Genomic DNA, 18,237 nt, shown 5'->3' with positions numbered 1-18,237 from the left:
CCGTCGAACGCCTCACGCGGCCACCGCGAGCGCCCTACGCCGCCACCGCGACCGCCCCCACCGCCGGAGTGCGCAGCACCCGCCGGGCCGTCGCCAGACTCGTCCCCAGGGTGGCCGCCGCCGCGACCGCGAGGACCGCGAGCCAGATGCCGAGGCCCTGGCCCGGCAGCACCGAGTCCGCGCGCACGACGGTGAACGGAATGATCCCGGCGAGCGCGGCCACCGTGCCGAGGAACAGACCGGTGACCGTCAGGATCAGCCCCTCCGTGCCCACCGTGCCCAGCACCTGCCCCGGAGTCGCTCCTGCCAGGCGCTGCTGCCCGAACTCCCGTCCGCGGTAAGTGGTCGCCGCGTACAGGGAGTTGACCAGCATCACGCAGACGAACACCACGATGATGCCGACGACCGTGAAGTTCAGCGTCTCCAGGTTCTTCGCGTCGACCGACTTGGTCAGGCCCGAGGCCTCGACCGCGTCGCTCTCCACCGCCTGCATGTACAGCGTGGCCGTGGCGACCGCCGTGAACAGGATGAGCGACATCAGGATGCCGGCCAGGTGGTCGGCCCGGCGGCGCAGGTTGCGCACCGCCAGCCAGCCGCTCGCGCCGGTCGGCGGCAGCCGGTCCAGCACGCCCTTCAGCAGCCGTGGCGACAGCAGCGCGAAGCCCACGGACAGCAGGATCGCCCCGTACGCGGGCGCCGCCATCAGCGCCGCGTCCGTCGCCGACATCGCGAAGGTGGAGCACACCGCCGCGGCCCCGGCGAGCAGCGCGGCGTACGCGAGGAACGTCCGCCCACGGCCCCGCCGGTGGTGCCCGCGCGTCGCCCGCCGTACGGCGAGGAACGCGGCGCCCGCCGCCGCGACCAGCGTGACGCCGACCCCGGACAGCAACGCGAGGGAACCGAAGGAGTGGTCGACGGACCGCGAGACCTGACCGCTGTCCTGGAACACCGCCAGCAGCGCCCGCCCGCCGAGCACGGCCGGCCCGGTCGCCAGTGCCGCGCCCACCAGGGCCACGGCCACCGCCTCACCGACCACCATCCGCTTGATCTGCCCCGGAGTCGCCCCCGAGCAGCGCAGCAGCTGCAACTCGGCCGCCCGCTGGCGGACGTTGACCGTGAGGGTCGAGGCGACGGCGAAGAAAACCAGGAGGGTGCCGTAGCCGCCGACCACGCTCGCGGCGGTGGTCAGGGTCTCCGAACTCACCGCGTCGACGCCGTCCTGCGCGGCCGTGTCGTGCATCGAGTGGAACGTCATGATGATCGCCGCGCCCAGGAAGGCGGACAGCAGTGTCGCGAGGAACCGCCCGGGCCGCTGCTTGATCGACCGCATCGCCAGCATGAACATCGCTCACACCCCCGCCATCATGTCGTCGCCCAGGTGCGCCAGCCGCTCGGCGACGGCGTCGGCCGTGGGGGCGTCCATCCGCCCGGCCAGCCGGCCGTCGGCGAGGAAGAGCACGGAGTCGGCGTAGGCGGCGGCGACCGGGTCGTGCGTCACCATCACCACGGTCCGCCCGTGCACCCGCACCGCCTGCCGGAGCAGCCGCAGCACGTCCCGCGCGCTGCGCGTGTCCAGGGCTCCCGTCGGCTCGTCCGCGAAGATCACCCGGGGCTCGGTGACCAGTGCGCGGGCGATCGCCACTCGCTGCCGCTGCCCGCCGGACAACTGGTCGGGGCGGTGGCCGAGGCGGTCGCCCAGACCGACGGACGTCAGCACCTCGCGGGCCCGCTCGCGGTCCACGCGCCGCCCGGCGAGCCTGAGCGGCAGCACCGTGTTCTGGGCGACGGTCAAGGTGTCCAGCAGGTTGTACTGCTGGAACACGAACCCGATCCGGCCGCGCCGGAACCTCGTCAGCTCGGCCTCGCTCTCCCCGGTCAGCTCCGTGCCGTCCACCCGCACGATGCCGCTGTCCGGCACGTCGAGACCGGCCGCGCACTGCAGCAGCGTCGACTTGCCGGAGCCCGACGGCCCCATCACCGCGGTGAAGGTGCCGCGGCCGAGCGTCAGGGAGACCCCGTCAAGGGCGGTCACGGCGCTGTCGTCGCTCCCGTACGTCTTGCTGACCTTGACCAGCCGCAGTGCTTCGGCGGCGGGTGTCGTGTCGTGCGTGCGTCGCGAGCCTGCCCGAAACATCGTCATCACTCTCCGTCCGGCACGCCGTGTGCCTCGCTCAAGAAGCTACGGAGAGAGCCGTCGGAGCACATGGGGCGCAGAACCCGTATCCGAGGGTGTATCCAGTGACACCCAACGGCCCGATGCGCCAAGGTGATCGTCATGACTGACGGAATAGCCTGGCTCGCCGAGCCCCGGTCCATAGCCTGGGGCGGATACGGCATCGTGATCGCCCGCGACCTCGCCTCGGAGACCCTCGCCTCGCGCGTCGCCGACACCGTGCACCGGCGCCGGGAGAAGCGGTCCATCGGAGAACTCACCGGCCGACAGGTGCAGGACGTGCTGGAAGGCCTCTTCGACGACGTCCACAACGGCATCGCCCTGCGACACGGGGAGATCGGCGAATGGGCGTACGTGGTCAAGTACGGCGGCTGGCAGGCCGAGTTCGGTGCCACGCCCCCGGTCTCACGCGGCGGTGCCGAAATCTTCCTGCTGGAGTTCGAGGAGGAGAACGGAAAGCCGGTGCCGCCGACGTTCGCGCACCTCTACGACGAGCGCCTGATGTGCGCGTTCAACCTGCACCTGGACGGGTCCTGGGGATACGACGGCGTCCAGGGGGACCCCGAGGTGGCGTCCGCCGTGCAGGATCGCCTGACCGCCGCCGGACTGCCCGGCCACGAGCTGGAGCGGCGCGTCGTCCACCGGACCTCGCTGGAGGTCGTCGAGCGGCACTTCGGCCTCACCCTGCCCCGGCGGAGCATCCTGGAGCAGACGCTCCCCACGATGCTCCTGCGGTAGCTGTGACGCGCCTGTGACCGGAGGTGTGGCTTCCACCACAGCGCCCCTCGGCTCGTGTTGATCGACTCGGCGGATGCGAAGAAGCACGGTGGGCCGCACCTCGGTCGCGAGCATGGCCGTCCTCATCCTGGCGGGCTGCGGCAACGTCCGCGCCGGAGCGGAGTCCACGGCCTCCACGAGTCCCTCGGTGACAGCGTCCTCGGACTCGCCCGGGCCGCGCCACCTCAGCGCCGAGCTGCGGAAGGTGGAGGACTCGGCGTGCGGCACCACGACATCGCGGCCGTCGCCCTCGGCCGGGGCGACCTCCGCCTCGCCCTCGACGGAGGTCGTCGAGGACCGGCCGCCGAACTACGCCGACAACAACGCCTACCGGCGCACCCTTCCCCTCAAGGGCCTGGCTGTCTGCCGGGGCGAGGTGCACGTCGGGCGGCTCACCGAGAACCTGAGGAGCGTCCCCGTGGACAAGGCGGAGGTCGACGCCGCGCTGTCCCGCCTCGGCTACGGCTACCAGGTCGAGCAGGTCCAGGAGGCGGTCCACGGCGTCCAGTTCGTCATCGGCCTCGACGGAGTGTGCGTCACGGGAACCTTGGTGCCGACCCAAAAGAACACGATCGAGGCCCACGGGCCGTACATGGAGGGCGGCTGCGTGGAGCCCGCCTACGGGCACTGAGCGCGAGGGACCGGTGTCCTCACACCGACGCTGCCCGCCGCTCACCGGCGGGCAGCCGTCCTGACGAAGGCGGCTCAGGCCGTCACCAGCACCACCTCCAGGGTGCGCGGCCCGTGCACCCCCTCCACACGGTCGAGTTCGATGTCACTGGTGGCCGACGGCCCGGAGATCCACGTCAGCGGGCGGGTGGGGTCGAGCCGGTCGAGGGCCTGCGGTACTGACGACACGACCTGATCGGGGACCCGTACGACACAGACGTGGTGGTCGGGGACGAGCGTGACGCGGCGGCGGCCCTGGTCGGGGCTGCCGTCCAGGACGATCGTGCCGGTCTCGGCGACGGCCACCGCGCACGCGGTCACCACGCTGTCGACCCGGTCGAGTTCGTGCGGGGTGCTCTCCGCCCGGTCGGGGACCTGCTCGGCCTCGGACGCGGACAGCCACTCCGCGTCCAGGCCCGCCGGTACCAGCACGGTCTTCGAGCCCCGCGCGGCCAGCATCCCGGCGAGTGTCGCCGTCAGGTCGGCTGCGGTGCAGCGGTGCACGATCGCCCGGTAGTCGGCCAGGTTCTCGGCCAGCAACTCCACCGTCTGCTCGACACTCCGGGCGCCGTGCTCGCGCACATAGTCCCGGGAGAAGGCCTGCTCGTACGGTGTGTCGTCCTGAGGGACGTCCGCCAGCGCGCGCCGCACCCGGCCCAGGATCCGCTCCCTGCTGCTCATTTCGCGGCCCCCTTGTCGCCGTTCCCACCCTGCGTCCGCTGCCACCAGTCGCGGAACGGCTCCGCCGGCACCGGTGGCAGATCCCGTGTCCCGCTCCACGCGCTGCCGGGGCCCGGCAGGGTCCGCGGATGGAAGCGACGGGTCCGAGAGGCGAGCCGCTGGCCGGCGCGCAGTGCCCCCGGACGTCCGAACGCCCAGCGTGCCGCGCGCATCGCCGCCCGCTCGGCGGCATGCCCCTTCGCGGGTTTGAGGACCACCTTGTTGCCGTCCCGCGTCACCGGGCCGCCCTCGACGACCCGCTCCCGCAGATGCACCAGCACCTCGGGGATGTCGATGGCCACCGGGCACACCTCGTAGCAGGCCCCGCACAGCGACGAGGCGTACGGCAGGGAGGCGTCGATCTCGCTCCCCGTGCCCCGGAGTTGGGGGCTGAGGATGGCACCGATCGGCCCCGGGTAGACCGAGCCGTACGCGTGCCCGCCGGCCCGCTCGTACACCGGGCAGACGTTCAGGCACGCCGAGCAGCGGATGCAGCGCAGGGCCTGGCGGCCGACCTCGTCGGCGAGGGTGTCGGTGCGGCCGTTGTCGAGGAGGACCAGGTGGAAGGTCCGGGGGCCGTCCTCGTCGGTGGTGCCGGTCCACATGGAGGTGTACGGGTTCATGCGTTCGGCCGTCGAGGAGCGGGGGAGGGTCTGGAGGAAGACCTCCAGGTCCCGCCAGGCCGGCACGATCTTCTCGATGCCGACGACCGAGATGAGGGTCTCGGGCAGGGTCAGGCACATCCGTCCGTTGCCCTCGGACTCCACGACCACCAGCGTGCCCGTCTCGGCGACGATGAAGTTGGCGCCGGAGATCCCGACCTTGGCGCGCAGGAACTTCTCCCGCAGATGCAGCCGGGCCGCGTCGGCGAGCTCGGCCGGCGTGTCGGTGAGGCCCTCGGGGGCCGGGCGGCCCCACTCGCCCATCTCGCGCGCGAAGATGTCCCGGATCTCGCCCCGGTTGCGATGGATGGCCGGGACGAGGATGTGCGAGGGCCGGTCCTTGCCCAACTGCACGATCAGCTCGGCGAGATCGGTCTCGTAGGCGTGGATGCCCTCGGCTTCGAGCGCCTCGTTGAGTCCGATCTCCTGCGTCGCCATCGACTTGACCTTGACGACCTCCGACTCGCCCGTCTCCTTGACGAGGCCGGCGACGATCCGGTTGGCCTCGTCGGCGTCGGCCGCCCAGTGGACGACGCCGCCCGCCGCCGTGACCGACTCCTCCACCTGCACGAGGTACCGGTCGAGGTGACGCAGGGTGTGGTCCTTGATCTGCTTGCCGGCCTCCCGCAGTTCGGCCCAGTCGGACACCTCCGCCACGGCGTTGGCCCGCTTGGTGCGGATGGTGTGCGTGGCGTGGCGCAGATTGCCCCGAAGGGTCTTGTTCCGCACCGCCTCGTGCGCGGCCTCGGGGAAGGCCGGCATCCCTACGAACGTGCCGCTCATGCCGCCGGTTCCTCCTCCGTGCTCGCCAGGATCTCCGCGATGTGCACCGGCCGCATGCCCGTGCGGAGCCGGGTCATGGTCCCGCCGATGTGCATCAGACAGGAGTTGTCGGCCGCGCACAGCACCTCGGCGCCCGTCGACTCGGCGTTGCGCACCTTGTCGGCACCCATGGCCGCCGAGACGTCGGCGTTCTTCAGCGCGAAGGTGCCGCCGAAGCCGCAGCACTCGTCGGCGCCCGGCAACTCGACCAGGTCCAGCCCTTTCACGGCCTGCAGCAGCCGCTGGGGACGCTCGCCGAGCCCCAGACCGCGCAGTCCGTGACAGGTCGGGTGGTAGGTCACCGTGTGCGGGTAGTACGCCCCGACGTCCGTCACCCCCAGCACGTCCACCAGGAACTCGGTGAGCTCGTACGTCTTCGGGACCACCGGCGCCAGGGCGGCGGCGAGGGTGTCCCCGCGCCCCTCGGCCCGGGCCCGCTCACCCATCCGCGGGTACAGCTCCCGCACCATCGCCCCGCAGGACCCGGAAGGCGTCACGATCGCCTCGTAGTCCCGGAAGACATCGGAGAAATGCCGAGCCAGCGGTTCCGCCTCATGCCGGTACCCGGTGTTGTAGTGCGCCTGCCCGCAGCAGGTCTGCGCCATCGGGAAGTCCACCTCGACGCCCAGCCTGGTCAGCAGTTTCACCACGGCGCGCCCGGTGTCCGGATAGAGCGTGTCGTTGACACAGGTCAGGAACAGGGCGACACGCATCGCGGCTCCTTGTGGTGGTCGGTCATCGGATGAGTGAAGGGTAGTCCGGGCCCGCAGCCCGGGGGAGTCCCCGTCACCCCACGGCGAGCCGGGCCTGCGCCTCACGCCACCGTGCGGTGTCGCCCCGTGGTTCGTACCGCGTCAGCGGCTGGGTACGGACGAGCAGCCCGCGCATGCCCGCCAGGTCGCCGACGAGCCCGTGGGCCCGCGCCTGCACCAGGACGTTCCCGAGGGCCGCGGCCTCCGTCGGGCCGGCCACCACCGGCAGCCCGCAGGCGTCGGCGGTCAGCTGGCACAGCAGGGCGTTGCGGGTGCCGCCGCCGACGACGTACACGACGTCGACCGGATGGCCGGCCAGCCGCTGCGCGTCCTCGACGGCCCGGCGATGGGCCAGGGCGAGGGAGTCGAGGATGCAACGCGTGATCTCGGCGGGGGACCCGGGCACCGGCTGCCCCGAGACCCGGCACGCCTCGGCGATCCGCTCCGGCATCCGGCCCGGCGCCAGGAACGCCGCGTCACCCGCGTCCACCACCGACCGCAGTGCCGGAACCTTGGCCGCGTCGAGCAGCAGCGCTCCCAGATCGGGCTCGCCCCAGGCCCGAACGCACTCCTGGAGCAGCCACAGCCCCATGATGTTGCGCAGATAGCGGACCGTGCCGTCGAGCCCCAGCTCGTTGGTGAAGTTCGCGGCGCGGCTCTCCTCCGTCAGCACCGGCGCGTCCAGCTCCAGGCCCGCCAGGGACCAGGTGCCGGTGCAGATGTAGGCGAACCGCTCGCCCCCGGCCGGTACGGCCGCCACCGCGGAAGCGGTGTCGTGCGACCCGACCGCCGTCACCGGCACCGGCCCGCTCAGCCCGACCTCCTCCAGCACCTCCGGCCGCAGGACGCCCGCCGCGTCCCCGGGCTGCCGCAGCGGCGCGAACAGGCCGAGGTCGATGCCGAGCCGGGAGGCGAGGTCGTACGACCACTCGCGCGTGCGGGGATCGATCAGCTGGGTGGTCGACGCGTTGGTCAGCTCCATGCCCTGCTCGCCGGTCAGCCAGTAGGTGAGCAGGTCGGGGATGAGCAACAGCCGTCTGGCATGAGCCAGTTGGTCGGAGGAGCGGGCCGCGGTCAACTGGTAGAGAGTGTTGAAGGGCGCGTACTGCAAGCCGGTCGCCGCGTACAGCTCCTCGGCGGGCACGGTCGCCCACACCTTCTCCGCGACGCCCTCGGTCCGCGCGTCCCGGTAGTGCACGGGGTTGCCGAGCAGCGCCCCGTCGGCGTCGAGGAGGCCGTAGTCCACGGCCCAGCTGTCGATGCCGACGGAGTCGACCCGGCCGGCCGCCCGCAGCCCGTCGAGGACACCCCGGTACAGCCCGAGGATGTCCCAGCGCAGCCCTTCGGGAACCCGGACCGGCCGGTTGGGGAAGCGGTGCGCCTCGGTCAGCTCCAGGCTGTCGGGGCCGACGCGGCCGACCATCACGCGCCCGCTGGACGCGCCCAGGTCGACCGCGGCGTACGACTTCTCGTTCGCGCTCATCGCAGGAAGGCGGCCGCGACGCCGGCGTCGACCGGGACGTGCAGCCCGGTGGTGTGCGTCAGCTCCCCGCCGGTCAGTGCGAAGACCGCGTTCGCCACGTGGTCGGGCAGCACCTCGCGCTTGAGGATGGTCCGCTGGGCGTAGAACTCGCCCAGCTTCTCCTCCGGCACGCCGTACACGGCCGCCCGCTTCGCACCCCAGCCACCCGCGAAGATGCCCGAGCCGCGCACCACCCCGTCCGGGTTGACCCCGTTCACGCGGATGCCGTGCTCGCCCAGTTCGGCGGCCAGCAGCCGCACCTGGTGGGCCTGGTCGGCCTTGGTCGCGGAGTAGGCGATGTTGTTGGGTCCGGCGAACACGGCGTTCTTCGAGGCGATGTAGACGATGTCGCCGCCCAGCTCCTGCGCGATCATCACCCGGGCCGCCTCGCGCGAGACGAGGAAGGAGCCGCGGGCCATGATGTCGTGCTGGAGGTCCCAGTCCTTCGCCGAGGTCTCCAGCAGCGGCTTGGAGATGGAGATCCCGGCGTTGTTGACCACCAGGTCCACCCCGCCGAACGCCAGCGCCGCCGCCTTGAAGGCCGCGGCGATCTGCTCCTCGGACGTCACGTCCACCGTCACGGCGACGGCCTTGTCGGCCCCGCCCAGCTCCTCGGCGACGGCCCGGGCGTTCTCGGCGTCGAGGTCCGCGATCACCACACACGCGCCCTCGGCGACCAGCCGCTCGGCGATCGCCTTCCCGATCCCGCTGCCGGCCCCCGTCACGAGCGCGATGCGCGTCGCGAGCGGCTTCGGCTTCGGCATCCGCTGGAGCTTGGCCTCCTCCAGCGCCCAGTACTCGATGCGGAACTTCTCCGACTCCTCGATCGGCGCGTACGTCGAGACCGCCTCGGCCCCGCGCATCACGTTGATCGCGTTCACGTAGAACTCGCCGGCCACCCGCGCGGTCTGCTTGTCCTTGCCGAAGGAGAACATGCCCACGCCCGGGACCAGCACGATCGCCGGGTCGGCGCCGCGCATGGCGGGGGAGTCGGACTCGGCGTGCCGCTGGTAGTAGGCGGCGTACTCCTCGCGGTACTCGGCGTGCAGCTCCTTGAGCCGGGCGATCGCCTCGTCGAGGGGAGCCGTCGGCGGCAGGTCCAGGACCAGCGGCCGGACCTTGGTCCGCAGGAAGTGGTCGGGGCAGGAGGTGCCGAGCGCGGCGAGCCGCGGGTGCTCGGCCGCGGCGAGGAAGTCGAGGACGACGTCGGCGTCGGTGAAGTGTCCGACCTGCGGCCTGTCCTGGGAGGCGACGGCACGGACGTACGGCGCCAGCACCGCGGCCCGCTCCCGCCGCTCGTCCTCGGGCAGCGCCCCGTACCCGTCGAGCGCCGGGCCGAACGGCTCGGGCCTGCCACGCTCGGCGAGGAACGTCTCGGCGGTCCGGATGATGTGCAGCGAGTTGCGCTCGCACTCCTCGGACGTGTCGCCCCAGGCCGTGATCCCGTGCCCGCCGAGGACGCAGCCGATCGCCTGCGGGTTGGCCTCCTTCACGGCCGCGATGTCCAGCCCGAGCTGGAAACCGGGCCGCCGCCACGGCACCCACACCACGGTGTCGCCGAAACACTCGGCCGTCAGCTTCTCCCCGTCCGCCGCACAGGCCAGCGCGATCCCGGAGTCCGGGTGCAGATGGTCCACGTGCGCGGCCTCGACGAGCCCGTGCATGGCGGTGTCGATGGAGGGAGCGGCGCCCCCCTTGCCGTGCAGGCAGTAGTCGAACGCGGCGACCATCTCGTCCTCGCGCTCGACGCCCGGGTAGACGCCGGTGAGCGCGCGCAGCCGGTCCAGCCGCAGCACGGCCAGCCCGCCCTCGGTCAGCGTGCCGAGGTCACCACCGGACCCCTTCACCCACATCAGCTCGACATCCCCGCCGGTCACGGGATCGGTGTCGGTGCCCTTGGCGGACGTGTTGCCGCCGGCGTAGTTGGTGTTACGGGGATCGGCGCCGAGTCGGTGAGACCGGGCGAGGAGAGCGTCAGCTTCGGGGTGCGGAGCCATGAACTTTCAGTCCTTACATGAAAGAGGGTGAGTACGTTTCCCCAGGGGCGCGGGGAACTGCGCGACCAGCCACATACGGCCCGCAGCCTGCAACCGGTATTACCCGGCAGACGCAATGCAGCCGCTCACGCCCCCCAACCGGCCTGCTCGCCACCGACCCGCTCCGCCACGATCTTCTCGGCCCACCCGGACCGCCGGTACGCGGCCATCGGGTCGGGGTCGAGCCCCATCTCCTCGCGCATCTCGCGAAGCAACGGACGCACGTCCGTGTTGTAGGCGTCCATGATCACCGCGTTCGCCTCGAGCACGTCCCCCGACCGCTGTGCCACGTCCAGCGCCTCCCGGTCCACGAGCAGCGCCTTCGCCGTGGCCTCCTGCACGTTCATCACCGACCGGATGATCGCGGGAATCTTGGCCTCGATGTTGTGGCACTGGTCGAGCATGAACGCGACCTCGGGCGTGAACCCGCCGCCGCGGATCACCTCGTACATGATCCGGAACAGCTGGAAGGGATCCGCGGATCCCACCATCAGGTCGTCGTCCGCGTAGAAGCGCGAGTTGAAGTCGAACGCGCCGAGCTTCCCCTCCCGCAGCAGCGTGGCGACGATGAACTCGATGTTGGTCCCCGGGGCGTGGTGCCCGGTGTCGACGACCACCTGGGCCTTCTCGCCGAGCTTGAGGCAGTGGGCGTAGGCCGTGCCCCAGTCCGGCACGTCGGTGTGGTAGAAGGCCGGCTCGAAGAACTTGTACTCCAGCAGCATCCGCTGGTCGTCGCCCAGCCGCCGGTACACCTCGGCCAGACCTTCGGCGAGGCGGTCCTGCCGCTCCCGGATGTCGTCCTGACCGGGGTAGTTCGTCCCGTCCGCGAACCACAGCTTCAGGTCCCGCGAACCGGTGGCGTCCATGATGTCGACGCACTCCAGCAGGTGATCGAGCGCCTTGCGCCGCACCGCCGCGTCCGGGTGACAGATGCTGCCGAGCTTGTAGGCGTCGTCCTGGAACGTGTTCGAGTTGATGGCGCCCAGCTTCACGCCGCGCTCCTCGGCGAACTTCGCCAGCTCTGCGTATCCGCCGGAGCCGTCGACCTTGTCCCAGGGGATGTGCAGGGCGACCGTCGGTGCCACGCCCGTGAACTCGTGCACCTTCGCGGCGTCGGCGAGCTTCTCCCATGGATCACGGGGGACACCCGGTTGCGCGAACACCTTGAAACGCGTCCCCGAGTTCCCGTACGCCCACGACGGCGTCTCCACTGCCTGGGTCTTGAGAGCGGCCTTCACCGCAGCGAGGTCGGTCACTTGGGGCTCCTCTGTCAGCCGTGCGGTTATGAATCGATTCAAACGGCGAAACTATGGGTCCCCCGAAGGGGTGTCAAGAGTTGCGGCAAACCCTGTCTGCCGTGCCCTGACCGTGACCTTTGGCTATCGAAAGTTTTTCGAGGCGGACCCATTGACGTGACATGGCTGGCCCGCCTAACGTCCCGGCAACCAAGTTGAAACCTTTCACGACGCTGAGACGGACTCCGCCGGCGTCGTCGAGGAGCCCTCATGACCCACCCGTCCAAAGCGGGTCCGGCCCCCGTGCTGTCGCTCAAGGACGTGTCCAAGTCCTTCGGAGCGGTGCGCGCCCTGCGGGACGTGTCCCTGGAGCTGTTTCCCGGCGAGGTGCACGCGCTCGCCGGTGAGAACGGCGCGGGCAAGTCGACCCTCATCAAGACCCTTGCAGGGGTGCACCGACCGGACGCCGGTCAGGTACTCCTCGACGGTGAGCCCGTCCTCTTCCACGGACCCGGCGACGCCCGCGACGCCGGTATCGCCGTGATCTACCAGGAACCCACGCTCTTCCCCGACCTGTCGATCGCCGAGAACATCTTCATGGGCCGCCAGCCGCGGCGCGCTCTCGGCCGTATCGACCACAAGGCCACCCACTCCGCGACTCTGGCCCTGATGCAGCGCCTGGGCGTCGAGCTCGACCCCGACCGTCCCGCCCGCGGCCTGTCGATCGCCGACCAGCAGATCGTCGAGATCGCCAAGGCCCTCTCCTTCGACGCCCGCGTCCTGATCATGGACGAGCCGACGGCGGCCCTCACCGGCAGCGAGGTGGCCCGGCTCTTCGGAGTCGTCCGCACCCTGCGCGACCAGGGCGCCGCCGTTCTCTTCATCTCGCACCGACTCGAGGAGATCTTCCGGATCTGCCAACGGGTGACCACCCTGCGCGACGGCGCCTGGATCTCCAGCGAGCCGATCGACGGCATGACCGAGGACGATCTCGTACGCCGCATGGTCGGGCGCGACCTCGACGAGCTCTACCCGAAGCAGGACGTCCAGCCGGGTGAAGTCGCCCTGAGCGTCCGCCGGCTGACCCGGGAGGGCGTCTTCACCGACGTCTCCTTCGACGTACGGCACGGGGAGATCGTCGGTCTCGCCGGACTCGTCGGCGCCGGCCGCACGGAGGTGGCCCGGGCCGTCTTCGGCATCGACCGCTGGGACGCGGGCGAGGTCGAGGTCCAGGGACGCAGCCTCACCAACGGCGCACCCTCCACCGCCATGGCCGCCGGACTCGCCCTCGTGCCCGAGGACCGGCGCGCCCAGGGCCTCGTGATGGACATGTCCATCGAGCGCAACATCGGGCTCACCGGTCTGCGGACGAGCGTCAAGGCCGGCCTGGTGGACCGCGCCGCCGAACGCAGCCGCTCCCTCGACTGGGCCGTCAAGCTCCAGGTGAAGTACGCCCGGATCGCCGACACCGTCAACACCCTGTCCGGCGGCAACCAGCAGAAGGTCGTCCTGGCCAAGTGGCTCGCCACCGGACCCCGGGTCCTGATCGTCGACGAGCCGACCCGTGGCATCGACGTCGGAACCAAGGCCGAGGTGCACCGGCTGCTCAGCGAGCTGGCCGCCGACGGCGTCGCCGTCCTCATGATCTCCTCCGACCTGCCCGAGATCCTCGGCATGGCCGACCGCGTGCTGGTGATGCACGAGGGCCGGCTCACCGCCGAGATCCCGCGCGCCGAGGCAACCGAGGAGTCCGTGATGGCCGCAGCCACCGGGAGGGCCGCCGCATGACAGGCCGTACGACCGCGAATCCCCCTCGGAGGGCCGCCGCATGACGGTGACCGCACCCAATCCCGCCCCCGCCACCGAGGTGCCCAAGTCCAGCGGCACCCGGCTGGTCGACCGCGTCTTCAAGATGCGCGAACTCGCCATCCTGGCCGTCTTCCTGGTGATGATCGCCATCACCCAGGCGGGCAACAGCCAGTTCCTGTCCGAGCAGGGCATCAAGGACCTCCTGCTCAACGCGACCATCCTGGTACTGGTCGCCACCGGCCAGTCCATGGTCGTCATCACCCGCAACGTCGACCTGTCCGTCGGCTCCACCCTCGGCATCAGCGCCTTCGCCACCGGCCTCTATCTCCAGGGCGGCGGCAACCCGGTCGTCGCCGTGGTCCTGGCGGTCCTGCTCGGCATCGGCTTCGGCCTGCTGAACGGCCTCCTCGTCAGCCTCGGCCAGGTGCCCGCCCTCGTCGTCACCCTCGGCACCCTCTACATCATCCGCGGCATCGACTCCATCTGGGTCGGCTCCCGCCAGATCACCGCGGCCGACCTGCCCGGCGGATTCGTGGACTTCGGCTCCGGCGGCCTCGCGGCCGTGCCGTGGCTGGCGATGATCGCCCTCGTCGTGCTGGTGGCGACCGCGTACTACCTCAAGCACTTCGGCAGCGGCCGCGAGATGTACGCCCTCGGCTCCAACCCCGAGGCCGCCCGCCTCGCCGGCATCCCCGTCCGCAAGCGGATCCTGGCCGCGTACACCTTCTGCGGAGGCCTCGCCGGCCTCGCGGGCGCCATGTACCTGGCCCGGTTCGGCAACGTCGACTCGGGTACCGGCAACGGCTACGAACTCACCGTCGTCAGCGCGGTCGTGGTCGGCGGCGTGGTCTTCACCGGCGGCTCCGGCAGCGTCTACGGCGCCGCTCTCGGCGCCCTGCTCCTCACCTCCATCAACAGCGTGCTGCCGGCCCTCGGCGTGAGCTCCGTATGGGTGCTCGCCATCAACGGCATCCTGCTCATCCTCGCCATCGCGGTCGACCGGATCGTCGCCCTGCGGGTGGCCTCGGCCCTGAAGAAGAAGTCGGCCGCGGCCAGGACCACCGCTGCCCCCGTGAAGAAGGGAGACGCCGGTCATGCCTGAGTCCCTCACCCGCGCCATCCGCTGGTCCGCCTCGTTGAGGTGGGACGGGGCGGTCGGCGCGCTGCTGATCGTCCTGCTCCTGCTGTCCTTCTCCTCCGTGGACGGCTTCGCCAACGCCCTCAACCTGTCGTTCCTGATCGGCAACACCCTGCCCATCGCGCTGATCGCCCTGCCGATGACGCTCCTGGTCGTCTCCGGCGAGATCGACCTGTCGGTCGCCTCCACGGCCGGCCTGTCCGGCGCGGTGATGGGCGCCCTGTGGAACCAGGGCATGACGATCGAGGTGATCATCCCGATCTGTCTGCTGCTCGGTGTCGTCTGCGGGCTGATCAACGGCCTGCTCGTCACCCGGCTCGGACTGCCCTCCCTCGCCGTCACCATCGGCACCCTCGCCGCCTACCGGGGCATCGCGCAGATCGTCCTCGGCTCCGACGCCGTGACCGACTTCCCCACCCAGTACCTGGACTTCGCCGCCGGACGCGTCGGGGACACCTTCGTCCCGCAGGCGTTCCTGCCCTTCCTGGTGCTGCTCGCGATCGCCGTGGTCGCCCTGCACGCCACCCCGTTCGGGCGGTCGCTGTTCGCGATCGGCGCCAACGAGGAGGCAGCGCGCTTCGCCGGCATCCGGGTCAAGCGGCAGAAGCTGGTCCTGTTCACGGTGACCGGCCTGATGGCCTCCCTCACTGGCATCTTCTGGGCGCTGCACTACGCCAGCGCCCGCTACGACAACGCCACCGGCCTCGAACTCTCGGTCGTGGCGGCCGTGTTGCTCGGCGGAATCGACTTCGACGGCGGCAAAGGCACGCTCGGCGGCGCGATCGCGGGAGTCTTCCTGCTCGGCGCCCTGCAGAACGTGATGAGCCTCCAGGACGTCTCCGCCCAGTCGCAGATCGTCGTCACCGGCGTTCTGCTCGTCCTCTCCGTGCTCGGCCCCCGGGTCGCACGGCAGATCGCCGTGGCGAGGGCGGGCCGCAGAGCCGCCTCGACCCCGCCCTCGTCCCTCAGTTCACCCTCGTAAAGGAACCCTCGCCATGCGCAAGTCGACCCTCCGCCGCACCTGTGTGGCCTTCGCCGCCGTCACCTCCCTCGCCCTGGCCGCCACCGCCTGTGGGGGCACCACCAAGGAGGACGTGAAGAGCGAGAGCACCGGCTCCGCCGCCTCCGCCGGCAAGGCCGACCCGAACGCCGCCCTCAAGAAGGGCCTCACCGTCGGCTTCCTGCCCAAGCAGGTCAACAACCCGTACTTCACCTCCGCAGACAAGGGCGGCGAGAAGGCCGTCAAGGAGCTGGGCTCCACCTACAAGGAGGTCGGCCCCTCCAGCGCCACCGACACCTCCGGCCAGGTCTCCTACGTCAACACGCTCACCCAGCAGCAGGTCGACGCGATGGCCGTGTCCGCGCAGGACCCGGGCGCCCTGTGCACCGCGCTCAAGCAGGCCATGAGCAACGACATCAAGGTCGTCACCTACGACTCGGACACCAACCCCGAGTGCCGCAACGCCTTCGTCTCGCAGGCCAGCGCCGAGGACCTCGGCCGCACCGAGGTGCAGCTGCTCGCCGAGCAGATCGGCTACAAGGGCGAGATCGCGATCCTGTCCGCCGCGCAGACCGCGACCAACCAGAACACCTGGATCGAGTTCATGAAGGACGAACTCAAGGACGCGAAGTACAAGGACATCAAGCTGGTCAAGGTCGCGTACGGCAACGACGACGCCCAGCAGTCCTTCCAGCAGACCCAGGGCCTGCTCCAGGAGTACCCGAACCTGAAGGGGATCATCTCCCCGACCACGGTCGGCATCAAGGCCGCCGCCCAGTACCTGTCGGGCTCCAAGTACAAGGGCAAGGTCAAGCTGACCGGCCTCGGCACCCCGAACGACATGCGCAAGTACGTCAAGAACGGCACCGTCGAGGGCTTCGAGCTGTGGGACCCGGCGAAGCTCGGCGAGCTGGCCGCCCGCACCGCCGTCGCCCTGGTCTCCGGCCAGATCACCGGCAAGGAGGGCGAGACCTTCAAGGCCGGCGCCATGGGCGAGTACACCATCGGCAAGGACGGCGTGATCAGCCTCGGCAAGCCGACCGTGTTCGACGCCAAGAACATCGACCAGTTCAACTTCTGAGCCTTTTCACCCGCGGGAGTGGTACTTCATGCAGCGCGTCTGTTTCCTGCTCAAGGTCCGTCAGGACCGGCTCGCCGAGTACCGCGAACGCCATGCCGCCGTGTGGCCGGAGATGCTTCAGGCACTCTCGGCCACCGGCTGGCACAACTACTCGCTCTTCCTGCGCGACGACGGACTGCTCGTCGGCTACCTGGAGACCGAGGACTTCGAGGCCGCCAAGGCAGGCATGGAGGCCACCGAGGTCAACGCCCGCTGGCAGGCCGAGATGGGTGCCTTCTTCGAATCTCTCGACGGCGCCCGGCCCGACGAGGCCATGAAACCGCTCACCGAGGTGTTCCACCTCGCCTGATCGTCCCCGCTCGCCCCGCCTGATCCCCCGTTCTCACCTCGCCGACAATGGAGTCCCCCCGAGATGAACAGACGTACGCTGTTGGGCGCCGCCCTCGCCGGAGCCGTGATGACCCCCGTATTCGCCGCAGGCACCGCACGGGCCGCCGACCCCGGCCCCTCGGTCACCCAGACCGGCAACACCACGCTCGACGGCCAGGCCCTCTTCTTCGTGTCGTACGACGGCCTGGTCAACAACAACTCCTTCCAGAAGAACGGGCTGCTGACCTACAAGGGCTACCAGTACGCCGTCTGGTACACCGCCGACCGCAACGCCGTCGTCGGCCGCCGCGTCCTCGGCGGCACCACGTGGTCCACCGTCAAGGTCGGCCACACGCTCCGCTACAACGACTCCCACAACGTCATCTCCATGGGCGTCTCCAAGGTCGACGGCCGCCTCCACCTCAACATGGACTCCCACAGCGACGGCTTCACCTACGTCAAGTCGGTGGCCGGCCTCATGGACAACCCGGCCGGGCTGAGCTGGACCACGAGCCGCTTCGGCGCCCCCCAGTCCACCCTGGACGGACTGGCGCTCACCTCGCAGTTCACCTACCCCCAGTTCGTCTCCACCCCCGACGGCAAGCTCCAGCTGAGCTACCGGGTCGCCGTGTCCGGCAACGGCCGCAACGCCCTCGCCGAGTACGACGGCACCAAGTGGACGAACCTCGGCGAGTGGTCCAGCTCCACCGGCACCTACACCAGCGAGCACGGCTCCAGCACGGCCCGCAACATGTACCTGCACGGCATCGACTACGACCGGAACGGGCGCCTGCACTCCTTCTTCACCTGGCGCGAGCAGAACGGCGCCGTGATGTGCAACAGCGGCGGTATCACCAACCACGACACCGGCTACGTCTACTCCGACGACCGCGGCCGCACCTGGCGCAACAACGCGGGCACCCTGGTCGGCACCACCGGCGGCTCCGACAAGGTGGCGGTCACCGACAGCGGCCTGGTCGTCGACCCGCTCAACCCGGACCACTCCCTGATGAACCAGGAGAGCCAGTTCACCGACTCGGCGGGCCGGCCGCACGCCGTCATCAGCTACGTGCCGGGCCGCTTCGGCCAGTGCACCACGAACTACGTCGCCAACCGCACCGCCAACGGCCGGGCCTTCCACGTCCGCAAGAACGCCTCCGGCACCTGGCAGAAGACCGAGATACCGGTGCCGCTGAACTCCAGCCAGCGCACCAAGCTGGCGCTCGACAAGTACGACAACGCGTACGCGATCTTCCCGTTCGGCCGGATCGCCGGTGCCTCGGCGGCCTCCGGGTACACCGACTGGACGGTGCTCTTCGACGGCAGCGGTCTCAACGCCTTCGGCGAGGTCGTCATCGACGAGACGCGCATCGCGCAGGACAACGTCCTGTCGATTCTGTACCAGGAGAAGTCGAGCGGTACGACCCCCTCGGCGCTCCATGTCGTCGACTTCCGACTGCCCGCCTGACCCG

16 protein-coding genes are annotated in these 18,237 nt (G+C 70.5%); 8 read left to right on the top strand and 8 right to left on the bottom strand.

Annotation, left to right across the window (positions count from 1 at the left end; translation table 11 throughout):
- Positions 1-34 precede the first annotated feature (34 nt).
- Both ACFWWR_RS24820 and ACFWWR_RS24815 read right to left on the bottom strand, forming a co-directional pair.
- A complete protein-coding gene (locus ACFWWR_RS24820) occupies positions 35-1,345 on the bottom strand; it encodes an FtsX-like permease family protein (protein ID WP_383863174.1) in 1,311 nt (436 codons plus the stop codon).
- Between the two features lie 3 nt (positions 1,346-1,348).
- Positions 1,349-2,134 (bottom strand): ABC transporter ATP-binding protein, encoded by a 786-nt coding sequence (locus ACFWWR_RS24815; RefSeq protein WP_383863235.1) that lies wholly within the window; start codon positions 2,132-2,134, stop codon positions 1,349-1,351.
- Between the two features lie 141 nt (positions 2,135-2,275).
- Between ACFWWR_RS24815 and ACFWWR_RS24810 the strand changes: the two genes are divergently transcribed.
- Together ACFWWR_RS24810 and ACFWWR_RS24805 are read left to right on the top strand one after the other, a co-directional pair.
- A complete protein-coding gene (locus ACFWWR_RS24810) occupies positions 2,276-2,911 on the top strand; it encodes a hypothetical protein (RefSeq protein WP_384305348.1) in 636 nt (211 codons plus the stop codon).
- Positions 2,912-2,984: 73 nt separating this feature from the next.
- Positions 2,985-3,581, top strand: coding sequence for a hypothetical protein (locus ACFWWR_RS24805; RefSeq protein ID WP_383863169.1), 597 nt, complete (start codon positions 2,985-2,987; stop codon positions 3,579-3,581).
- 74 nt (positions 3,582-3,655) lie between these two features.
- Here the strand turns inward: ACFWWR_RS24805 and ACFWWR_RS24800 are convergent, their stop codons facing one another.
- The 6 genes from ACFWWR_RS24800 to rhaI form a co-directional block, all read right to left on the bottom strand.
- Positions 3,656-4,300: a lactate utilization protein C gene (locus ACFWWR_RS24800; RefSeq protein ID WP_383863167.1), complete on the bottom strand. Its 645-nt coding sequence runs from the start codon at positions 4,298-4,300 to the stop codon at positions 3,656-3,658.
- Positions 4,297-5,784 carry a LutB/LldF family L-lactate oxidation iron-sulfur protein gene (locus ACFWWR_RS24795; protein WP_383863164.1) on the bottom strand — a complete coding sequence of 496 codons (1,488 nt, stop codon included), beginning with the start codon at positions 5,782-5,784 and terminating at the stop codon, positions 4,297-4,299. Before ACFWWR_RS24795 ends, ACFWWR_RS24800 begins: the two co-directional genes overlap by 4 nt.
- Positions 5,781-6,536, bottom strand: a complete 756-nt coding sequence (locus tag ACFWWR_RS24790) for a (Fe-S)-binding protein (RefSeq protein ID WP_383863161.1) — start codon at positions 6,534-6,536, stop codon at positions 5,781-5,783. The genes ACFWWR_RS24795 and ACFWWR_RS24790 overlap by 4 nt, the downstream gene beginning before the upstream one ends.
- A 73-nt stretch (positions 6,537-6,609) precedes the next feature.
- Positions 6,610-8,058: a rhamnulokinase family protein gene (locus tag ACFWWR_RS24785; protein WP_383863158.1), complete on the bottom strand. Its 1,449-nt coding sequence runs from the start codon at positions 8,056-8,058 to the stop codon at positions 6,610-6,612.
- Positions 8,055-10,094, bottom strand: a complete 2,040-nt coding sequence (locus ACFWWR_RS24780; protein WP_383863156.1) for a bifunctional aldolase/short-chain dehydrogenase — start codon at positions 10,092-10,094, stop codon at positions 8,055-8,057. Before ACFWWR_RS24780 ends, ACFWWR_RS24785 begins: the two co-directional genes overlap by 4 nt.
- A 125-nt stretch (positions 10,095-10,219) precedes the next feature.
- Entirely contained in the window at positions 10,220-11,389 is a 1,170-nt protein-coding gene (gene rhaI, locus ACFWWR_RS24775) for an L-rhamnose isomerase (protein WP_383863153.1), read from the bottom strand.
- A 249-nt stretch (positions 11,390-11,638) separates the two neighbouring features.
- Here rhaI and ACFWWR_RS24770 point away from each other — a divergent pair, with 249 nt between their 5' ends.
- The 6 genes from ACFWWR_RS24770 to ACFWWR_RS24745 all read left to right on the top strand — a co-directional run bounded on the left by ACFWWR_RS24770 (position 11,639) and on the right by ACFWWR_RS24745 (position 18,233).
- Positions 11,639-13,156: a sugar ABC transporter ATP-binding protein gene (locus ACFWWR_RS24770; protein ID WP_383863150.1), complete on the top strand. Its 1,518-nt coding sequence runs from the start codon at positions 11,639-11,641 to the stop codon at positions 13,154-13,156.
- A 40-nt stretch (positions 13,157-13,196) separates the two neighbouring features.
- A complete protein-coding gene (locus tag ACFWWR_RS24765; protein WP_383863147.1) occupies positions 13,197-14,279 on the top strand; it encodes an ABC transporter permease in 1,083 nt (360 codons plus the stop codon).
- Positions 14,272-15,297 (top strand): ABC transporter permease, encoded by a 1,026-nt coding sequence (locus ACFWWR_RS24760; RefSeq protein WP_384305346.1) that lies wholly within the window; start codon positions 14,272-14,274, stop codon positions 15,295-15,297. The genes ACFWWR_RS24765 and ACFWWR_RS24760 overlap by 8 nt, the downstream gene beginning before the upstream one ends.
- A 13-nt stretch (positions 15,298-15,310) precedes the next feature.
- On the top strand, positions 15,311-16,396 hold the full coding sequence (rhaS, locus tag ACFWWR_RS24755; protein ID WP_383863141.1) for a rhamnose ABC transporter substrate-binding protein: 1,086 nt from the start codon (positions 15,311-15,313) through the stop codon (positions 16,394-16,396).
- Positions 16,397-16,424: 28 nt separating this feature from the next.
- The gene (locus ACFWWR_RS24750; RefSeq protein ID WP_383863138.1) at positions 16,425-16,745 is read left to right on the top strand and encodes an L-rhamnose mutarotase; all 321 of its coding nucleotides are present in this window, start codon (positions 16,425-16,427) and stop codon (positions 16,743-16,745) included.
- Positions 16,746-16,808: 63 nt separating this feature from the next.
- Positions 16,809-18,233: a BNR repeat-containing protein gene (locus tag ACFWWR_RS24745; protein ID WP_383863135.1), complete on the top strand. Its 1,425-nt coding sequence runs from the start codon at positions 16,809-16,811 to the stop codon at positions 18,231-18,233.
- Positions 18,234-18,237 lie beyond the last annotated feature (4 nt).

The organism is Streptomyces sp. NPDC058678 (assembly GCF_042714835.1).
Classification (GTDB): Bacteria; Actinomycetota; Actinomycetes; order Streptomycetales; family Streptomycetaceae; genus Streptomyces.
The sequence above is the reverse complement of the archived record's forward strand: the minus strand, read 5'-3'. Positions and strand labels throughout refer to the sequence as shown.